This window comes from Polynucleobacter bastaniensis, from assembly GCF_018882205.1.
In the GTDB taxonomy this organism is placed as follows: domain Bacteria; phylum Pseudomonadota; class Gammaproteobacteria; order Burkholderiales; family Burkholderiaceae; genus Polynucleobacter; species Polynucleobacter bastaniensis.
This window is the reverse complement of record NZ_JACVOU010000004.1, coordinates 203,096-218,449: the sequence shown is the minus strand read 5'-3', so window position 1 is coordinate 218,449 and position 15,354 is coordinate 203,096. Positions and strand designations below refer to the sequence as shown.

At 46.9% G+C, this 15,354-nt stretch carries 12 protein-coding genes and 1 pseudogene; 8 read left to right on the top strand and 5 right to left on the bottom strand.

Annotated elements, in window-relative coordinates; genetic code table 11:
* Positions 1–13: 13 nt before the first annotated feature.
* The 4 genes and pseudogenes from rsfS to rng form a co-directional block, all read left to right on the top strand.
* A pseudogene (rsfS, locus tag ICN22_RS08910) lies at positions 14–400 on the top strand (ribosome silencing factor); the annotation flags it as partial.
* Positions 401–413: 13 nt separating this feature from the next.
* Positions 414–857: a 23S rRNA (pseudouridine(1915)-N(3))-methyltransferase RlmH gene (gene rlmH / locus ICN22_RS08905; RefSeq protein ID WP_216170311.1), complete on the top strand. Its 444-nt coding sequence runs from the start codon at positions 414–416 to the stop codon at positions 855–857.
* Positions 858–864: 7 nt separating this feature from the next.
* Entirely contained in the window at positions 865–1,488 is a 624-nt protein-coding gene (locus ICN22_RS08900; RefSeq protein ID WP_216170308.1) for a Maf family protein, read from the top strand.
* On the top strand, positions 1,485–2,948 hold the full coding sequence (rng, locus tag ICN22_RS08895; RefSeq protein WP_216170305.1) for a ribonuclease G: 1,464 nt from the start codon (positions 1,485–1,487) through the stop codon (positions 2,946–2,948). Before ICN22_RS08900 ends, rng begins: the two co-directional genes overlap by 4 nt.
* 7 nt (positions 2,949–2,955) lie before the next feature.
* Here rng and msbA read toward each other — a convergent pair whose 3' ends face one another.
* Positions 2,956–4,719, bottom strand: coding sequence for a lipid A export permease/ATP-binding protein MsbA (gene msbA / locus ICN22_RS08890; RefSeq protein ID WP_216170302.1), 1,764 nt, complete (start codon positions 4,717–4,719; stop codon positions 2,956–2,958).
* A gap of 10 nt (positions 4,720–4,729) precedes the next feature.
* Here msbA and ICN22_RS08885 point away from each other — a divergent pair, with 10 nt between their 5' ends.
* Genes ICN22_RS08885 through ICN22_RS08875 form a run of 3 tightly spaced genes read left to right on the top strand, consistent with a single transcriptional unit; the run spans position 4,730 to position 7,463 of the window.
* A complete protein-coding gene (locus ICN22_RS08885) occupies positions 4,730–5,509 on the top strand; it encodes a glycosyltransferase family 2 protein (protein WP_216170299.1) in 780 nt (259 codons plus the stop codon).
* The gene (locus ICN22_RS08880) at positions 5,506–6,285 is read left to right on the top strand and encodes a glycosyltransferase family 2 protein (RefSeq protein WP_216170298.1); all 780 of its coding nucleotides are present in this window, start codon (positions 5,506–5,508) and stop codon (positions 6,283–6,285) included. Before ICN22_RS08885 ends, ICN22_RS08880 begins: the two co-directional genes overlap by 4 nt.
* A 20-nt stretch (positions 6,286–6,305) precedes the next feature.
* Positions 6,306–7,463, top strand: a complete 1,158-nt coding sequence (locus tag ICN22_RS08875) for a glycosyltransferase family 9 protein (RefSeq protein WP_216170295.1) — start codon at positions 6,306–6,308, stop codon at positions 7,461–7,463.
* An 11-nt stretch (positions 7,464–7,474) separates the two neighbouring features.
* On the opposite strand, the gene dnaE is transcribed toward ICN22_RS08875, so the two are convergent.
* Positions 7,475–11,101, bottom strand: a complete 3,627-nt coding sequence (gene dnaE, locus ICN22_RS08870) for a DNA polymerase III subunit alpha (RefSeq protein ID WP_216170292.1) — start codon at positions 11,099–11,101, stop codon at positions 7,475–7,477.
* 15 nt (positions 11,102–11,116) lie between these two features.
* Here dnaE and gluQRS point away from each other — a divergent pair, with 15 nt between their 5' ends.
* Positions 11,117–12,070, top strand: coding sequence for a tRNA glutamyl-Q(34) synthetase GluQRS (gene gluQRS / locus ICN22_RS08865; protein ID WP_369411584.1), 954 nt, complete (start codon positions 11,117–11,119; stop codon positions 12,068–12,070).
* Here gluQRS and ICN22_RS08860 read toward each other — a convergent pair.
* The 3 genes from ICN22_RS08860 to ICN22_RS08850 all read right to left on the bottom strand — a co-directional run bounded on the left by ICN22_RS08860 (position 12,057) and on the right by ICN22_RS08850 (position 15,200).
* Entirely contained in the window at positions 12,057–13,475 is a 1,419-nt protein-coding gene (locus ICN22_RS08860) for a DEAD/DEAH box helicase (protein WP_216170287.1), read from the bottom strand. The two genes, gluQRS and ICN22_RS08860, sit on opposite strands and share 14 nt — an antisense overlap.
* A gap of 6 nt (positions 13,476–13,481) precedes the next feature.
* Complete coding sequence (locus ICN22_RS08855) at positions 13,482–13,886, bottom strand: GlcG/HbpS family heme-binding protein (RefSeq protein WP_205621327.1); 405 nt, start codon at positions 13,884–13,886, stop codon at positions 13,482–13,484.
* A gap of 129 nt (positions 13,887–14,015) precedes the next feature.
* Positions 14,016–15,200 (bottom strand): pyridoxal-phosphate-dependent aminotransferase family protein, encoded by a 1,185-nt coding sequence (locus tag ICN22_RS08850; RefSeq protein WP_216170285.1) that lies wholly within the window; start codon positions 15,198–15,200, stop codon positions 14,016–14,018.
* Between the last annotated feature and the right edge of the window lie 154 nt (positions 15,201–15,354).

Here is a 15,354-nt window from a genome sequence, read left to right as displayed (position 1 = left end):
TATTAAAGAAACTATGGACTTAACAAAATTACAACGTGTCGTGATTGATGCTCTCGAAGATGTCAAAGCACAAGATATTCGCGTTTATGACACCACTAAGCTCAGCGAGTTATTTGATCGCGTCATCATCGCCACCGGCACCTCTAATCGCCAGACTAGATCGTTGGCTATGTCAGTTAAAGAGGCTGTCAACGCTAAAGGTGGGGAAGTGATTTCTGTTGAAGGTCTGGAGACTGGCGAGTGGGTGCTGGTCGATTGCGGCGATATCGTAGTTCATATTTTGCAGCCTGCATTACGTGCTTACTACCAGCTTGAAGGCATGTGGGGAGCTAAACCTGTTCGAGTGAAGCTTGCAGCTGACAAGGGGCTGGTGAAGGCAAGCGAACCAGACGACGAAGAGTAAATTCTTAACAATGCGTTTAACGATTGTTTCTGTTGGTCACAAAATGCCAGAATGGGTTGCAACAGCAACCCATGATTACATTAAGCGCATGCCCGCAGATTGCAGCATTGAAATCAAAGAGATTAAACCTGATCTCAGCCCAGCCAAAGAGGCAATCAAGATTGCAGCAGCTATTCCGAAAGGCTCTCGGGTAATTGCACTTGATGAGCGCGGCAAAGATCAAACTACACAAAATCTAGCTACCCAGTTGGCTGGCTGGCGACAAGAAGGTTTTGATATTACTTTTTTGATTGGTGGTGCCGATGGACTCGATCCCAGTCTTAAGGAGAATACTCAAGCGATGTGGCGTCTCTCAAGCCTCACTCTGCCACACGCTATGGCAAGAGTCTTATTGGTTGAGCAGCTCTATCGAGCTTGGACTATTTTGCAAGGCCACCCTTATCACCGCGAGTAAGTCATTCATGTTTTCTTATATTTACCTTGCCTCACAAAGCCCGCGACGCCAAGAGTTACTCAAACAAATTGGCATCAAATTTGAGATGCTCATTGCAGAGCCGGGTGAAGATACCGAAACACTTGAAGTGCCGCTACCCAATGAAAAGGCACATGCTTACGTTGAGAGAGTTACCTTTGCCAAAAGTGCCATTGCCTTAGCCAGGTGGCAAAACAGCGGTAAACCTTGGGCACCCATCTTGTGTGCAGATACTACCGTCAGCCTACCTGGTAATCCAGATGGTGAAATTCTTGGGAAACCGAATGACGCTTCTGATGCTGTGCGTATTCTAAAAATGCTCAGTGGCAAAGTACATGAGGTTTTAACTGCAGTGGTACTCACAATTGATCCCAAAACAAATCCCCTGTGCTTTATACAAGCATCTGAGGTGGAGTTTGCCCACTTAACTGAAGCACAAATTGAGAGCTATATTCAGAGTGGTGAACCTTTTGGTAAGGCTGGAGCATATGGTATTCAAGGTCTTGGTGGGGCTTTTATTCCCTCAATTAAAGGTAGCTATAGCGGTATCATGGGATTACCCATCTTCGAAGTTAACCAATTATTAGATTTCGCTAAAGTTGCCCGCATATGAATGAAGAGATTCTGATCAATATCACCCCCCAAGAAACACGGGTGGCACTCATTCAGCAAGGTGCTGTTCAAGAGCTTCAGATCGAGCGTACCCGTCAACGTGGCATTGTTGGCAATATCTATTTAGCAAAAGTTGTACGGGTTCTGCCTGGCATGCAGTCCGCCTTCATTGAAATCGGCTTAGAGCGCACTGCATTTATGCATGTCGCCGACATCACTCAAAATAACCCTCAAGCTCAAATTGAAAAACTACTCTTTGAAGGCCAGAATGTTCTAGTTCAAGTTCTGAAAGATCCTTTAGGAACCAAAGGTGCACGTCTTACCACCCAACTGAGTATCGCTGGCCGGAACTTGGTTTATTTACCGCCAGCTGGAACAGATGCAGCTACCGAGAAATATATTGGCGTATCCCAAAGAATTGATCAACCAGAAGAGCGGGAAGCTATCAAGGCTCGTCTTACAGGACTCATGCCTGCCGACGAAAAAGGTGGGATCATTGTGCGTACTAGCGCGCAAGATGCCAGTGATACTGAGCTTAAGCACGACATGCATTACCTGCGCACAACCTGGGAAAAGATTCGTGAGGCAGTCAATCACAAATCCGCGCCTAGCTTGCTATATCAGGATCTCAGTCTGGCTGAACGCGTATTACGTGACCTTGCTAGCGAAGAAACTACAGAAATTCGGGTGGACTCAGCAGAGAACTTTGAAAAGCTTAAAGGGTTTGCTATGCTATATATGCCAAACCTATTGGACAAGCTCACACTACATCGCGGCGAGCGTGCCCTCTTTGATTTATTTGATGTCGATGCTGAAATCAATAAAGCACTGGGTAGAAGAGTTGATCTCAAATCGGGCGGCTACCTGATGATCGACCAAACAGAGTCCATGACTACGATTGATGTCAATACCGGAAGTTATGTAGGCGCACGTAACCTGGATGACACCGTATTTAAAACCAATCTTGAAGCTGCTCAGGCTATTGCCCGTCAGCTGCGCTTACGTAATCTTGGTGGCATCATCATCATCGACTTTATTGACATGCTGAGCAAAGACCACCAGGAATCGGTTTTACATGAACTCAATCGCAATTTAGAACGCGATCATGCTCGCACCTCGGTAAATGACTTCTCTTCACTAGGTCTAGTGGAGATGACTCGTAAACGTATCCGCGAATCCCTTGCCCATATCACCTGCGAGCCATGCGCTACGTGCCAAGGCAAAGGTGAAATCAAAACTGCGCAAACCGTTTGCTATGAGATTTTGCGGGAGATTGTGCGCGAACATCGCCAATTTAACCCCCGAGAATTTAGAATCGTTGCCGCACCTGATGTGATTGACCTCTTCCTTGAGGAAGAGAATCAGTTTTTGGCACAGCTAGGTGACTTTGTTGCTAAGCCAATCAAACTACAGGCGGAAGGCAGCTTCCGCCAAGAACAATACGATATCGTCCTCAGTTAATCATTGATTAAGCATTCGAAAACTGAATGCGATGCAAATTGGCATACAAGCCATCTTTTGCAATCAATTCTTCGTGTGAGCCATTTTCAATCACATGGCCATGCTCTAACACCACAATCCGATCGGCATGCTCAATAGTTGACAGGCGATGAGCGATAACTAAAGTGGTTCTGCCTGCCATCAAACGCTCTAAAGCATCCTGTACTTGACGTTCTGATTCAGAATCGAGTGCCGAGGTAGCTTCATCCAAAATCAAAATAGGCGCATCTTTATAAATAGCTCTTGCGATAGCTAAACGCTGACGCTGACCGCCCGACAAACGATTACCGTTATCACCAATTTGCGTGTCAATACCCTCAGGCATTTCTTTCATGAGCGCAGATAAGTTTGCCGCCTCAAGCGCTTCGATGACACGCCCACGATCAATGCCATCCTCAGAAGTGGCACCATAGGCTACGTTTGCCGCAATACTCTCATTGAATAAAATCACGTCCTGACTTACAAAAGCTATTTGCTTGCGCACATCTGCAAGAACAATATCCTCAAGCGGAATCTCGTCCAAGAAAATGTGTCCACTAGTCGGCTTAAAGAAACGTGGCAATAAATTGACCAGCGTAGATTTACCGCCGCCAGAGGGCCCTACAAAAGCAACCACTTCACCAGGCTTGATATTTAAATTCACACCAGTGAGGGCATCTTTACGTCCAGCTTCCTGTTGATAAGAAAATCCAACATCTTCAAACCGAATTGCGCCCTTGGCTTTGGCCAGAGGCTTCATATTCTGTTTGCGGGATTCATCTTCTTCGAAGGGTTGATCCATGAGGGAGAAGATCATTTCCGCAGCAGTTAAGCCGCGCTGTAAGGGCTGATTAATATCAGCTAGATGCTTAATCGGCGAAATCACCAACAACATAGCAGTAATAAAAGCAGCAAAGCCGCCAACCGTAGTTCCTTCGGTGGACGACTGCATCAAGGCGATGACCAAGACGATCGACAGCGCCATAGAAGCAATGAGCTGGGTGATTGGCTGATTTAAGCCACCAGCAACCGCTGATTTTAAGGCGAATCGGCGAAGACGATCTGCTTTTTCCATAAAGCGACCCATCTCGAACTCTTCGGCACCATGTACCTTCACGATCTTATATCCTGCGGCTGCCTCTTCAACAATGTAAGCAAGCTCACTGGTCATTGTTTGCTGCTCACGATTCAATGAGCGCAAACGTTTATTAATCTTTCCAATGATGAAAGCGATGATTGGAAAAATCATTAACACCACTAATGTCAGTTGCCAATTTAGGTAAATCAAGTAGCCAATTAATCCAATTACAGTAAGAGAATCGCGCACCAAACTAATTAACATGCCGCCCATAATGGAGAGGGCATTATTTACCTCAAAAACTACCGCGTTAATTAAGCTCGATGCAGAGTTCTTTTGGAAGAACGTAGTGCTTGAATGCAGTAATGCCTTAAACATCTGCATACGCATCTTCAGTAAAACGGCATTGATAACGCGATTGAGAAGATAGCTAGACAAAAATTGCGCCATCCCTCGCACAAAAGCCAAGCCGACCAAGAAAACTGGAACCAACCAGAGTTTTTGATCCATCTGGCCAGTGAAACCACGATCTAGCAGAGGCTTCATGAGGGCCGGCATAGAGGTTTCGGCGCCAGCAACCAGCGCCATAGCCAATATAGAGCCAATAATCAAGCCAATATGGGGCTTAAGGTACTGAATTAAGCGATTTAGGGCGATACGGTCTTGAGCATTCATATAATGAATTATGCCCACCTTATCCGTCATACTCATTACTCGCAATGAAGAGGCCAATTTGGCCGATTGTTTGGCCTCCCTAGAAGGGATTGCCCAGCAAATTGTGGTGGTAGATACAACTAGCACCGATAGAACCCTAGAGATTGCTAAAAACTATGGGGCCGTCATTAGCCAGCCGGCGGATTGGGCTGGATTTGGGCCTCAAAAGAATCGCGCTTTGGACCTGGCAACTAGCGAGTGGGTACTCTCTCTGGATGCTGATGAGCGCCTGACCCCAGACCTCAGAAGTGAGATTCTGACTGCTATTCATCACTCGGCTCATGTTGACTGTTTTGCAATTCCACGTCTATCTTGGTATTGCGGTCGCTTTATTCGGCATTCCGGCTGGAGTCCGGATTATGTAGATCGATTGTTTAAGCGCGGTACTGCCCGCTTCTCGGATGATCTAGTTCATGAGCGACTGATTCCAGTCGGACAAGTGGCCAAGCTAGAAAATCCAATGCTGCATTTCAGCTTCATGAACTACTCGCAAGTGCTCCAGAAGCTAGATCGATATTCAACAGCTTCAGCAAAGCAAGCATTTTCGAAAGGCAAAAAAAGTAGCCCATTAACTGCAGTACTTCATGGTGTCTGGGCTTTTATTCGCACCTACTTCATACGTCTTGGTTTCTTAGACGGTCCTCAGGGTTTTGCATTAGCAATCTCGAATGGCCAAGGAACCTACTATCGCTACATGAAGTTATGGCAATTACACCAAGAAGCAAACTCCAATAATTCTCTCAGCAAATGATCTCCATCCTTCTGGCGACCTATAACTGGCCGCAAGCTCTCAAACTCTGTCTTGAGTCACTTAGCACTCAAACAGATTTAGATTTTGAAATCATCATTGCCGATGATGGCTCCACTACTGACACCAGAGATCTCATAGAAATAACCCAGAAAAATTTCCCAGTAAACATTACTCATCTCTGGCAAGAAGATCATGGATTTCGTAAGACCCGTATTCTCAATCAAGGAATTCAAGCGGCGCACGGTGACTATCTCGTATTTCTCGATGGCGATTGCGTTGTTCAGCCAGACTTTATTGCACAACATCGTGTACTGTCTCAGGCGAACCATCTAGTAACGGGTAGCCGTGTCTTGCTGAACGACAAACTCAGCAAAGTACTACTTTCATGGCCACACTGGGATTTCAGGAAATTCACTGAAAACTTATTAAGCTATCGACTATCTGATGGCATCAACAAGTATTGGCCCCTCAAAATTAAGTTGGGTGATGGTGCCTGGCGCAACTATAAAAAATTTGTCTGGCGCCGTATTAAAGGTTGCAATATGGCCTGCTGGAAGAGTGATGCCTTAGCTATTGGTGGCTTTGATGAAACCATGACAGGCTGGGGTCACGAGGATGCTGATTTTGTTTTCAGACTTCAAAACACAGGTTTGATTCGTAAATCCGGATCCTGGGCAACTGAAGTCTTGCACCTCTACCACCGCATCAACGATCAATCTAATGCTGCAGAAAATGCGCGTCGCGTCCGTGAAAAAATTCTGGCAAAAGCTCGGTAGGATTGAGTTACATTAGCCCCATGACTGCATTCTCAGCACTAAAACCCAAAAAAGTTTTATTTATCGCGACTCGCCAAATTGGGGATGTCCTTGTCACCACACCGCTCATTTCACAAGCGCGGGAATTGTGGCCAGATGCGGAGTTTCACTTTCTAGGCTACCGCAGTAAGCTCGAGATGCTCAAAGGCAATCCCGATATTGCCCAGATCATTGAAACTTCAGATCGTCCCAAGTTTAGGGAATATCTCACTTTATTTTTCAGACTGTTTCAACGTTATGATTTGGCAGTGGTTACACAACCTAGTGATCGCGCCTACTTCTATGGCCTAGTAGCATCTCATCACCGTGTGGGTGTATTGGGCGGCCACCCCCAAGGTCACACGGAACAAGATAAAGCCAAGAAAAGTAAGAGTGATAAACAAAATGCCTGGAAAAAGGCGATTAGCCTACATACTGTTGACGTAGATTATTTTGCACAACACGTCATCACCGAAAAGCTTCGTCTGCTCGAGATCTTCTATCGAAAACCGCTAGACTTATTCAATAAACCTATTTCAGTAAGTGCACCGGCCGGTGACCCAGTCACACCCAGTATTGCCAGCCAACTGCACTCACCTTATGTAGTAGTTCACCCTGGGCCTTTAACCGCATATAAGCGTTGGCCACTTGCGTATTGGCAAACATTGCTCACATGGATCACAAAGCAAGGCTGGCAACTGGTGCTGAGCGCATCCCCGGCTAAGCAAGATCTACAACTCAATCAAGATATTCTTTCATTGCTCGATGAGGAAACCCGTAAACAGGTTGTAGATACTGCGGGCCAACTCACTATCCCACAGGCGGGAACGCTAATTCGTGGAGCGATAGCTTATGTTGGGGTAGATACCTCTATCACGCACTTAGCAGCTGCATGCAATACACCCACCATTGCTCTATTTGGTCCAACACCACCCACTAACTTTGGGCCTTGGCCTAACGGTTTTATTGGCGAACAACCCTATGAATTACGAGCTCGCTCGCAGACGGTTGGTAATGTCACAATCCTACAAGGGCCTGGTGAATGCGTTCCCTGCCGAAAAGCAGGCTGTGAGGATCGTGCAAGTAGCAATAGCGAGTGCTTGGACCAGCTAGACCCCAACCAAGTAATCGAAGCATTGCAAAGCGCGACAAAGAAATAAAAAATGCGTGCTTAGTGGTACTGAACCTGAACCACATTAGATTGCTTAGCTGCCAAAATTTGATTCAAACTATGTAAGCAAGCATCATCTGGATAAATCCGCAACTCTTCCGGGAACTGCATCAAGCAGGCTCCACCACTAGTGGTAACTGCAGCAGTCAGCATTAAACCTTTCATGCCTTCACTAGCGCTTGGCATAGAGACTGCTGCAGGCCCTAGCTTGGGATCTCGCACACGATTGCTCATCAAGAAAGGTCCAATTTGGCTGCGTAAGGATTTGAGATCTATGGCCGAATCGATGGACAGATGAAGGTTACGCGCAAAACGCATACGGGCTCCCGTAATATCCATCACTGCCTCAGAAACAATTCGTACCCCACCAGAAAACTTATCGGGAGTGATATTGACCTTGGCCACTAGCAACTCATCTTCTTTGAGCCAAGAACGGTTTGGTTCATAGACTTCGCTATAGAGCGTCACTTCAATCGCAGCAGTGCCGTCATCAATGGTTGCAATCATCATGCGGCCACGCTGACCAGTCAACATCCGAGCAGAGGTAATAATGCCGGCAATCAACTGATCTTTACCCTCAGTCACCTTGGCTAATGGCTGGCGAATGAAATGCGCCGTCTCGTCGCGATAGGCATCAAACATATGGCCGGTCAAACACAGTCCAAGGGCGCTTTTCTCATCTTGGAGACGTTTCTTTTCAGACCACGGTAATTCGCGGACTAGCTCTGGCAAATGACGATTATCTTCCCCTGCCACTTCAAACAAACTCACTTGATTAATTGAAGCTTCAGCTTGCTCGGCAGCCTCAATAGCGCGCGCAAGAGAAGCCAAGAGAGTGGATCGAATATCGTAAGGGTTGCCACCAGCAGGAATGGAGTCCTTATACAAGCTATCAAAAGCACCAGCACGCATCAAAGCCTCAATCGCTCGACGGTTCACCTGCCTCCGATCAACGCGTGCGCAGAAATCAAACAGGTCCTTAAATGGGCCGCCAGACTCACGCGCCTTCACTATCACGTCGATTGCCGCTTCACCAGTTCCCCTCACGGCACCCAAACCATAGCGAATATGGCTAATGGGGGAATCTGGTGCAGCATCTGGTGCACGTAATGGCGTGAATACATAAACGCCAGTATTGATATCAGGTGAGAACACGCGAATATTATTTGCCAAACAATCGTCATACAGAATCTTCACCTTATCGGTGTCATCCATTGCGAGCGATAAGTTGGCTGCCATAAATTCAGCTGGGTAATAGGCCTTTAGCCAAGCAGTTTGATATGCCAAGAGCGCATAAGCAGCAGCATGGGATTTATTAAATCCATAGCCTGCAAAACGCTCCATCAAGTCATAAATCTCGTTAGCCTTACCTTCAGTAATACCACCTGCTTTTGCACCGTCACTAAAAATCTTACGATGCTGTGCCATCTCTTCAGGCTTCTTCTTGCCCATTGCTCGACGCAACATGTCTGCACCACCCAGTGAGTAGCCGCCAATCATCTGCGCCATCTGCATCACCTGCTCTTGGTAGACCATGATGCCGTAGGTTTCTTGCAGAACTGGCTCAATCCGAGGATCTGGATACTCTACTTTTTGCCGCCCGTGCTTACGTTCAATAAAGTCTGGGATCAAGTCCATTGGGCCAGGACGGTAGAGGGCAACGAGTGCAATAATATCTTCGAAGCGGTCAGGCTTAGCTTCGCGAAGCATGCCTTGCATGCCGCGACTTTCTAGCTGGAAGACGGCGACTGTATTAGCATTCTTTAAAACTTCAAAAGCCTTTTGATCATCGAGCAAAATTTCACCGATATTCCAATCTTTACGGTCGGCGTGTAGCGTCTTAATCCATTTCTCAGCAGCCGCCAAAATCGTTAAGGTGGTTAAGCCCAGGAAGTCGAACTTCACTAAACCGATCGCCTCTACGTCATCTTTATCAAACTGACTAATGACGGAACCACTCTCTTGGTCTTTGGAGTCTTTCGCTTCTTGCGTATATAGCGGGCAAAAATCAGTTAAGCGGCCAGGCGCAATTAATACACCACCCGCATGCATACCCACGTTACGGGTCATGCCCTCTAACTGCTGTGCGAGAGACAACAGTTGACGCACTTCATCTTCATTCTTTTCACGCTCGCCTAATTGCTTCTCTTCCTTCTTAGCCATTTCAATAGTCATGTACTGACCCGGCTTATTCGGAATCAATTTTGCGATACCGTCAACGAAGTTATAGCCTTGCTCGAGCACGCGGCCCACGTCACGAATTGCTGCGCGTGCAGCCATCGTTCCAAAGGTCGCAATTTGACTAACCGCATCTTTTCCGTATTTATCTTTTACGTACTGAATAACGCGATCTCGCCCATGCTGGCAAAAGTCAATATCGAAGTCGGGCATCGATACCCGCTCAGGATTTAAGAAACGCTCAAAGAGGAGGTTGTAACGTAGTGGGTCAAGATCGGTAATACCCAGTGAATAAGCAACTAAAGAGCCAGCACCAGATCCACGGCCCGGACCTACAGGTACGCCATTATTTTTCGCCCAGTTAATAAAGTCTGCAACAATCAGGAAATAACCTGGGAAACCCATTTGAGCAATCGTCTTCACTTCAAAGACGAGGCGCTCATGGTAGCGAGCCTCTTCTTTGGCGCGCTCTTCTGGATCAGGAAAATTGCGCTCCATATGGCGCTTCAAACCAATCTCGGATTGCTGTAATAAATAATCGTCGAGCGTAATACCTGGTGGTGTTGGGAAATCCGGCAAGCGCGGCTGACCTAAAGTCAAAGAGAGATTACAGCGCTTGGCAATCTCCACTGAGTTTGCAAGTGCGACTGGTAAATCTGCAAAGCGCTTTTCCATCTCCTCTTGAGATAAAAAATATTGCTCTTCATTAAATTTCTTGGTGCGACGAGGATTACCTAAAAGTTCACCTTCAGCAATACAGACTCGAGCCTCATGGGCTGTGAAATCACTACGCTGCATAAACTGCACAGGATGTGTGGCAACAATCGGTAAATCCATTTCACTCGCAAGGTGGCAAGCCAACTGTAGTTGCTGCTCATCCTGAGGATGACCACCGCGCTGCACTTCAATATAAAAAGCATTTGGGAATAAGCTTGCCCAACGCTTGGCAGCATCTTTAGCTAAATCTTCTTGACCAGCTAGAAGCGCAGCACCAACATCACCCCAGCGCCCACCTGAAAGGGCAATTAATCCATAAGAGAGTGTTCTTTTTGCAGCTTTATCTTCAGCTTTTGAGGCTGGTTCGCTAAACCATTTGAGATCGACCTCAGCTCGACCTCGGGATTGATTCTCAAGGGACGCCTTACTTAAGAGCTGGCATAAATTGAGGTAGCCGGAGTGATTTTGAACGAGGAGCAATAAACGATGAGGTTGATCTGGGTCTTGAGGATTGCTAACCCAAACATCTGCGCCTGCAATTGGCTTGATACCGCTAGAGCGTGCAGCACTATAAAAACGGACCAGGCCAAATAAATTACTTAAGTCGGTGAGGGCTAAGGCGCCCATACCATCTTTTTCGGCAGCAGCTACCGCATCGTCAATGCGAACGACGCCATCCGTAATCGAAAACTCGGAATGGACGCGCAGATGAACAAAACGGGGTGAAGCCATGAGATCATTTTAGCTGTGCCGAACTTCAAAAACCCCTCACCCCCAGCCGACGGCTATCGCGGGCGATTTGCCCCCTCGCCCACTGGCCCGCTTCATGCGGGATCCCTAGTTGCCGCCCTGGGAAGCTGGTTAGATGCCCGTAGAAATCACGGGAAATGGCTACTCAGAATTGAGGATTTGGATACTCCCCGCTGTATTTCTGGGGCAGATCAAGAAATCCTGCGCCAATTGCTTGCTTGCGGCCTCAATTGGGACGAGGAGCCAACTTGGCAATCTAAACATCAAGAGCGCTATAAAAAGGCTCTAGAGCGCTTAAATCAGCTCCAAATCATCTATCCCTGCACCTGTTCTAGACAAGATATTGCAAATGTCCTAAAAGCTCGTGGTGTAATGACTCCCCGCAATCAAGAGATGATCTACCCGGGAACCTGTCGTCCACATCAAATTGACACCTACGATGAGATAGAAAGATCATCAGCACAAGTGGCTTGGCGACTTGCTCTGCCACCAGGGATCACCATGCATTTTGAAGATCTGGTCCTTGGTAAACAAACACAAAATCTCAATCGAGAAGTGGGGGATTTTGTACTGCATCGCCGGGATGGTGTGACTACCTATCAATTGGCCGTCGTGGTGGATGATGCTGAGCAAAAGATTACACACATTGTGCGTGGGGCGGATTTACTAAACAACACAGCACGACAAATGTATCTGCAAAGAGTCTTGGGATATCAAACTCCGAGCTACCTGCACCTACCCTTGGTGCTTGATGAACATGGCGAAAAACTCAGCAAGCAAACTTTGGCAAGCGCCATTCATACTGAGAATGCGCAGCAGGCTTTACAAGAGTTACGTAAAGCCGCAATGCATTTAGGACTGAGAGATCTACCAGACGGAAAAGAAACTACGATTGCACAGTGGCTTTTGGCAGCCACCCAAGCCTGGGATAGAAAAATTACTTCTTCTTAAAGCCGCCCAGCAAAGCGCCAAGCGCTGGTTTTGCGGGAGTAATCCCCACTTTTTTCTCTGTAGGATTTACAGTCTCTGATGCTGGCTTAACTGCAGCGCTGGGCTCATAAGGCTTGTAGAAAAATGGATCTGACATTTTTGCTGGCGCATCTGATCTCGACGAATTCCTGCTGGGTGCGGGGCGTGAACTGCCCTCAGGCAATGGCTGAATATCCAACTTGCGCTTCATCAACTTTTCAATATCGTCGAGTAAACGTTTTTCACTAGCATCGACCAATGCAATGGCATCGCCTTTACTACCAGCGCGTCCCGTACGGCCAATGCGGTGAATAAAATCTTCCGCATTAAACGGCAACTCATGATTAATCACGCAAGGCATCGATGGAATATCCAGACCACGAGCAGCCACATCGGTTGCAACCAAGGCTTCGATCGCTCCAGATTTAAATGCATCCAAAGTAAGAGTGCGCTCACCCTGACTCTTATCACCATGAATCGCGCCAGCTTTAATGCCATCACGCTCTAATGAGCGAGCTAGCCTTGCACAGCCTAAACGGCTGTTGGTAAAGATAATGCACTGGCGAGATAAGCCTTGACGAGTACGTGCTTCAAGCACTTTCACAATCGCCTGCTGCTTATCAGCACTCGCCACCATATGAACAACTTGCTTAACAGTATCTGCCGCAGCATTTTGGCGCGCCACCTCAACAGTCACTGGCGTACGCAAATAACTTTGGGCTAATTTCTTAATCTCAGGTGAAAACGTAGCGGAGAACAATAGTGTTTGGCGCTGAGCCGGAATCAAATCAATGATGCGCTGCAAGTCAGGTAAAAAGCCCATATCCAGCATGCGATCGGCTTCGTCTAAAACCAAAATTTCTACTTGAGACAGGTTCGCTACTTTAGAACCAATGTGATCAAGCAAGCGCCCTGGGGTAGCAATCAAAATCTCTACACCGCCACGCAGTGTAGCCACTTGCTCTTTCATATCCACGCCACCGTAAACCACGGCAGCACGCAGATCGGTATGCTTAGAGTAACTCGCTGCATTCTCAGCAACCTGAACAGCCAGCTCACGTGTCGGTGTCAACACCAAAGCACGGATCGGATGGCGAGCAGGCGAAGCACTGCTACTAGCATGACGCAGAATCTTTTGAATAATGGGCAGTACAAAAGCAGCCGTTTTACCGGTACCTGTTTGAGCCGCGCCCATTAAATCGCTTCCCGCCAAAACGTGCGGAATCGATTGCGCTTGAATCGGAGTGGGAGTGTTATAACCCTGCTCGGATACCGCTTTTTGAATCTTTGGATCTAAACCAAAGTCAGCAAAGGTAATTGTTGCTGGGGTGGCGCTACTCTCAGTAGCGCCGGTGGGGGAATTTATTTCAGGAACAGTATTTATCAAGGTAACTTACAGAATGGCTGCAATGCCGGCCTTCGCGGTTTCGGCATCCTCAGTCGATTTAACGCCGGAAACGCCGACTGCGCCGATGGTAAACCCGTTTACCTCGATATTGACGCCACCTTCCAACATGCCCGAAATATGTGGGGCAGATAAAAAGGAAGTGCGTCCGTTATTAATAATTTCTTCGTATACACGACTCTCGCGCTTACCCATTGCAGCAGTACGTGCTTTTTCTTGAGCGATGTAAGCAGAGACAGGAGCACATGTATCGCGACGGATCAAACCTAATAGGTGACCACCATCATCACAGACAGCAATCGTCACAGCCCAGTTATTGGCAGCAGCGTGCTTGTCAGCTGCATCCAAAATCTTTTGAACATCAGCCTGGGTTAAATACGGTTTAGTTGCCAACATGATTAATCTCTCTGTCTCGAATATGTTTTATTTGATGAAACTGCTATCTTTATAAGTACTTGAATTATAAGGGGTGCAAGCCAGTTAATACGCTAGCCTGCACCCCATTTACTCCCAACTGACTGATTATTTTAGAAATTCTTGGGCGGCAACCACACCGCTGGCCTTGGGTTTATAGCCGATAGCACTAAAACTCATCTCCACACCGCTCAAAGCAGCCATGAGGCTTAATTCATTGCAATCACCAAGGTGGCCGATACGGAAAATCTTGCCTTTGAGCTTACCAAGGCCAGTTCCGAGCGAAAGATTGAACTTTTCTAGGGCATGTTTACGCAAAACATCTGCATCCATTCCTTCCGGAACTACGATCGCTGTCAACACTGGTGAATAGGCATTGGGATCTAAACACTGGTTCTCCAGACCCCAAGCGGCAACCGCACGACGACAAGCTTCTGCCAAACGTTGATGACGAGCAAAAATCGCATCCAAGCCTTCTGTCTGCATCATGTCGATTGCCTCATGCAAACCGTACATCAGATTGGTGCTGGGTGTAGTTGGCCAGTAGCCAGTTTTATTGGATTCTAAAATTTCATCCCAAGCCAAATAGGCTTTTGGAATTTTACTGTGCTTACTTGCTTCAATTGCTTTTGGTGACAAGGCATTAAAGCCAATACCCGGAGGCAACATCAAACCTTTTTGCGAACCTGAAACAGTAACGTCAGCACCCCATTTATCATGTTCATAGTTGGCAGAACCGATGCCAGATACGCTATCAACGAGCAATAGTGCTGGATGCTTTGCATCATCAATTGCCTTACGAACGGCAGCAATATTAGATGTAATCCCAGAGGAAGTTTCGTTATGCACTACGCAAACTGCTTTAATTTCATGTTGAGTATCTTTGCGTAAGCGCTCTTCGATCACAGATGCATCAACACCCCAGCGCCAAGTATCAGCACCTGATTTACCCACCACCTCAACTTCAATGCCAATCTTTTTGGCCAAAGCACGCCACAAGTTTGCAAAATGGCCAGTCTCGTAAAAGACCACCTTATCACCAGGATTGAGAACGTTGACTAAAGCCCCTTCCCAAGAACCGGTTCCAGATGCGGAATAAATAATGACGGGTTGCTCAGTCTTAAAAATCTTCTTGATGCCATCTAAAACCTTCAGGCCAAATGCCCCGAATTCAGGGCCACGGTGGTCAATGGTTTGATAGCTAATCGCCCTCAGAATGCGGGAAGGCACTGGGCTTGGGCCAGGGATATGTAAAAAATGGCGTCCTGAGAGGTGGTTATCTAGTTTTAGCATGCTGAGTCTCGCTTGGTTTTTGTAGTTAATCTTGGGGATCAGTGTAAGTCACTTTTTGACAATTTACAATTTTGTATGCAAAATAATTTCTAAATAATCAAAAAAAATAACCTATTTACAGCGTTATTTATGCTTATAGATGCGTTATAGTAAT

What these genes read in the sequence shown, in the direction of transcription:
- ICN22_RS08850 (WP_216170285.1), bottom strand. Translation starts at nt 15,200, where the DNA reads ATGCTAAAACTAGATAACCACCTCTCAGGACGCCATTTTTTACATATC.
- msbA (WP_216170302.1), bottom strand. Translation starts at nt 4,719, where the DNA reads ATGAATGCTCAAGACCGTATCGCCCTAAATCGCTTAATTCAGTACCTT.
- ICN22_RS08880 (WP_216170298.1), top strand. Translation starts at nt 5,506, where the DNA reads ATGATCTCCATCCTTCTGGCGACCTATAACTGGCCGCAAGCTCTCAAA.
- ICN22_RS08900 (WP_216170308.1), top strand. Translation starts at nt 865, where the DNA reads ATGTTTTCTTATATTTACCTTGCCTCACAAAGCCCGCGACGCCAAGAG.
- rlmH (WP_216170311.1), top strand. Translation starts at nt 414, where the DNA reads ATGCGTTTAACGATTGTTTCTGTTGGTCACAAAATGCCAGAATGGGTT.
- rng (WP_216170305.1), top strand. Translation starts at nt 1,485, where the DNA reads ATGAATGAAGAGATTCTGATCAATATCACCCCCCAAGAAACACGGGTG.
- ICN22_RS08875 (WP_216170295.1), top strand. Translation starts at nt 6,306, where the DNA reads ATGACTGCATTCTCAGCACTAAAACCCAAAAAAGTTTTATTTATCGCG.
- dnaE (WP_216170292.1), bottom strand. Translation starts at nt 11,101, where the DNA reads ATGGCTTCACCCCGTTTTGTTCATCTGCGCGTCCATTCCGAGTTTTCG.
- ICN22_RS08885 (WP_216170299.1), top strand. Translation starts at nt 4,730, where the DNA reads ATGCCCACCTTATCCGTCATACTCATTACTCGCAATGAAGAGGCCAAT.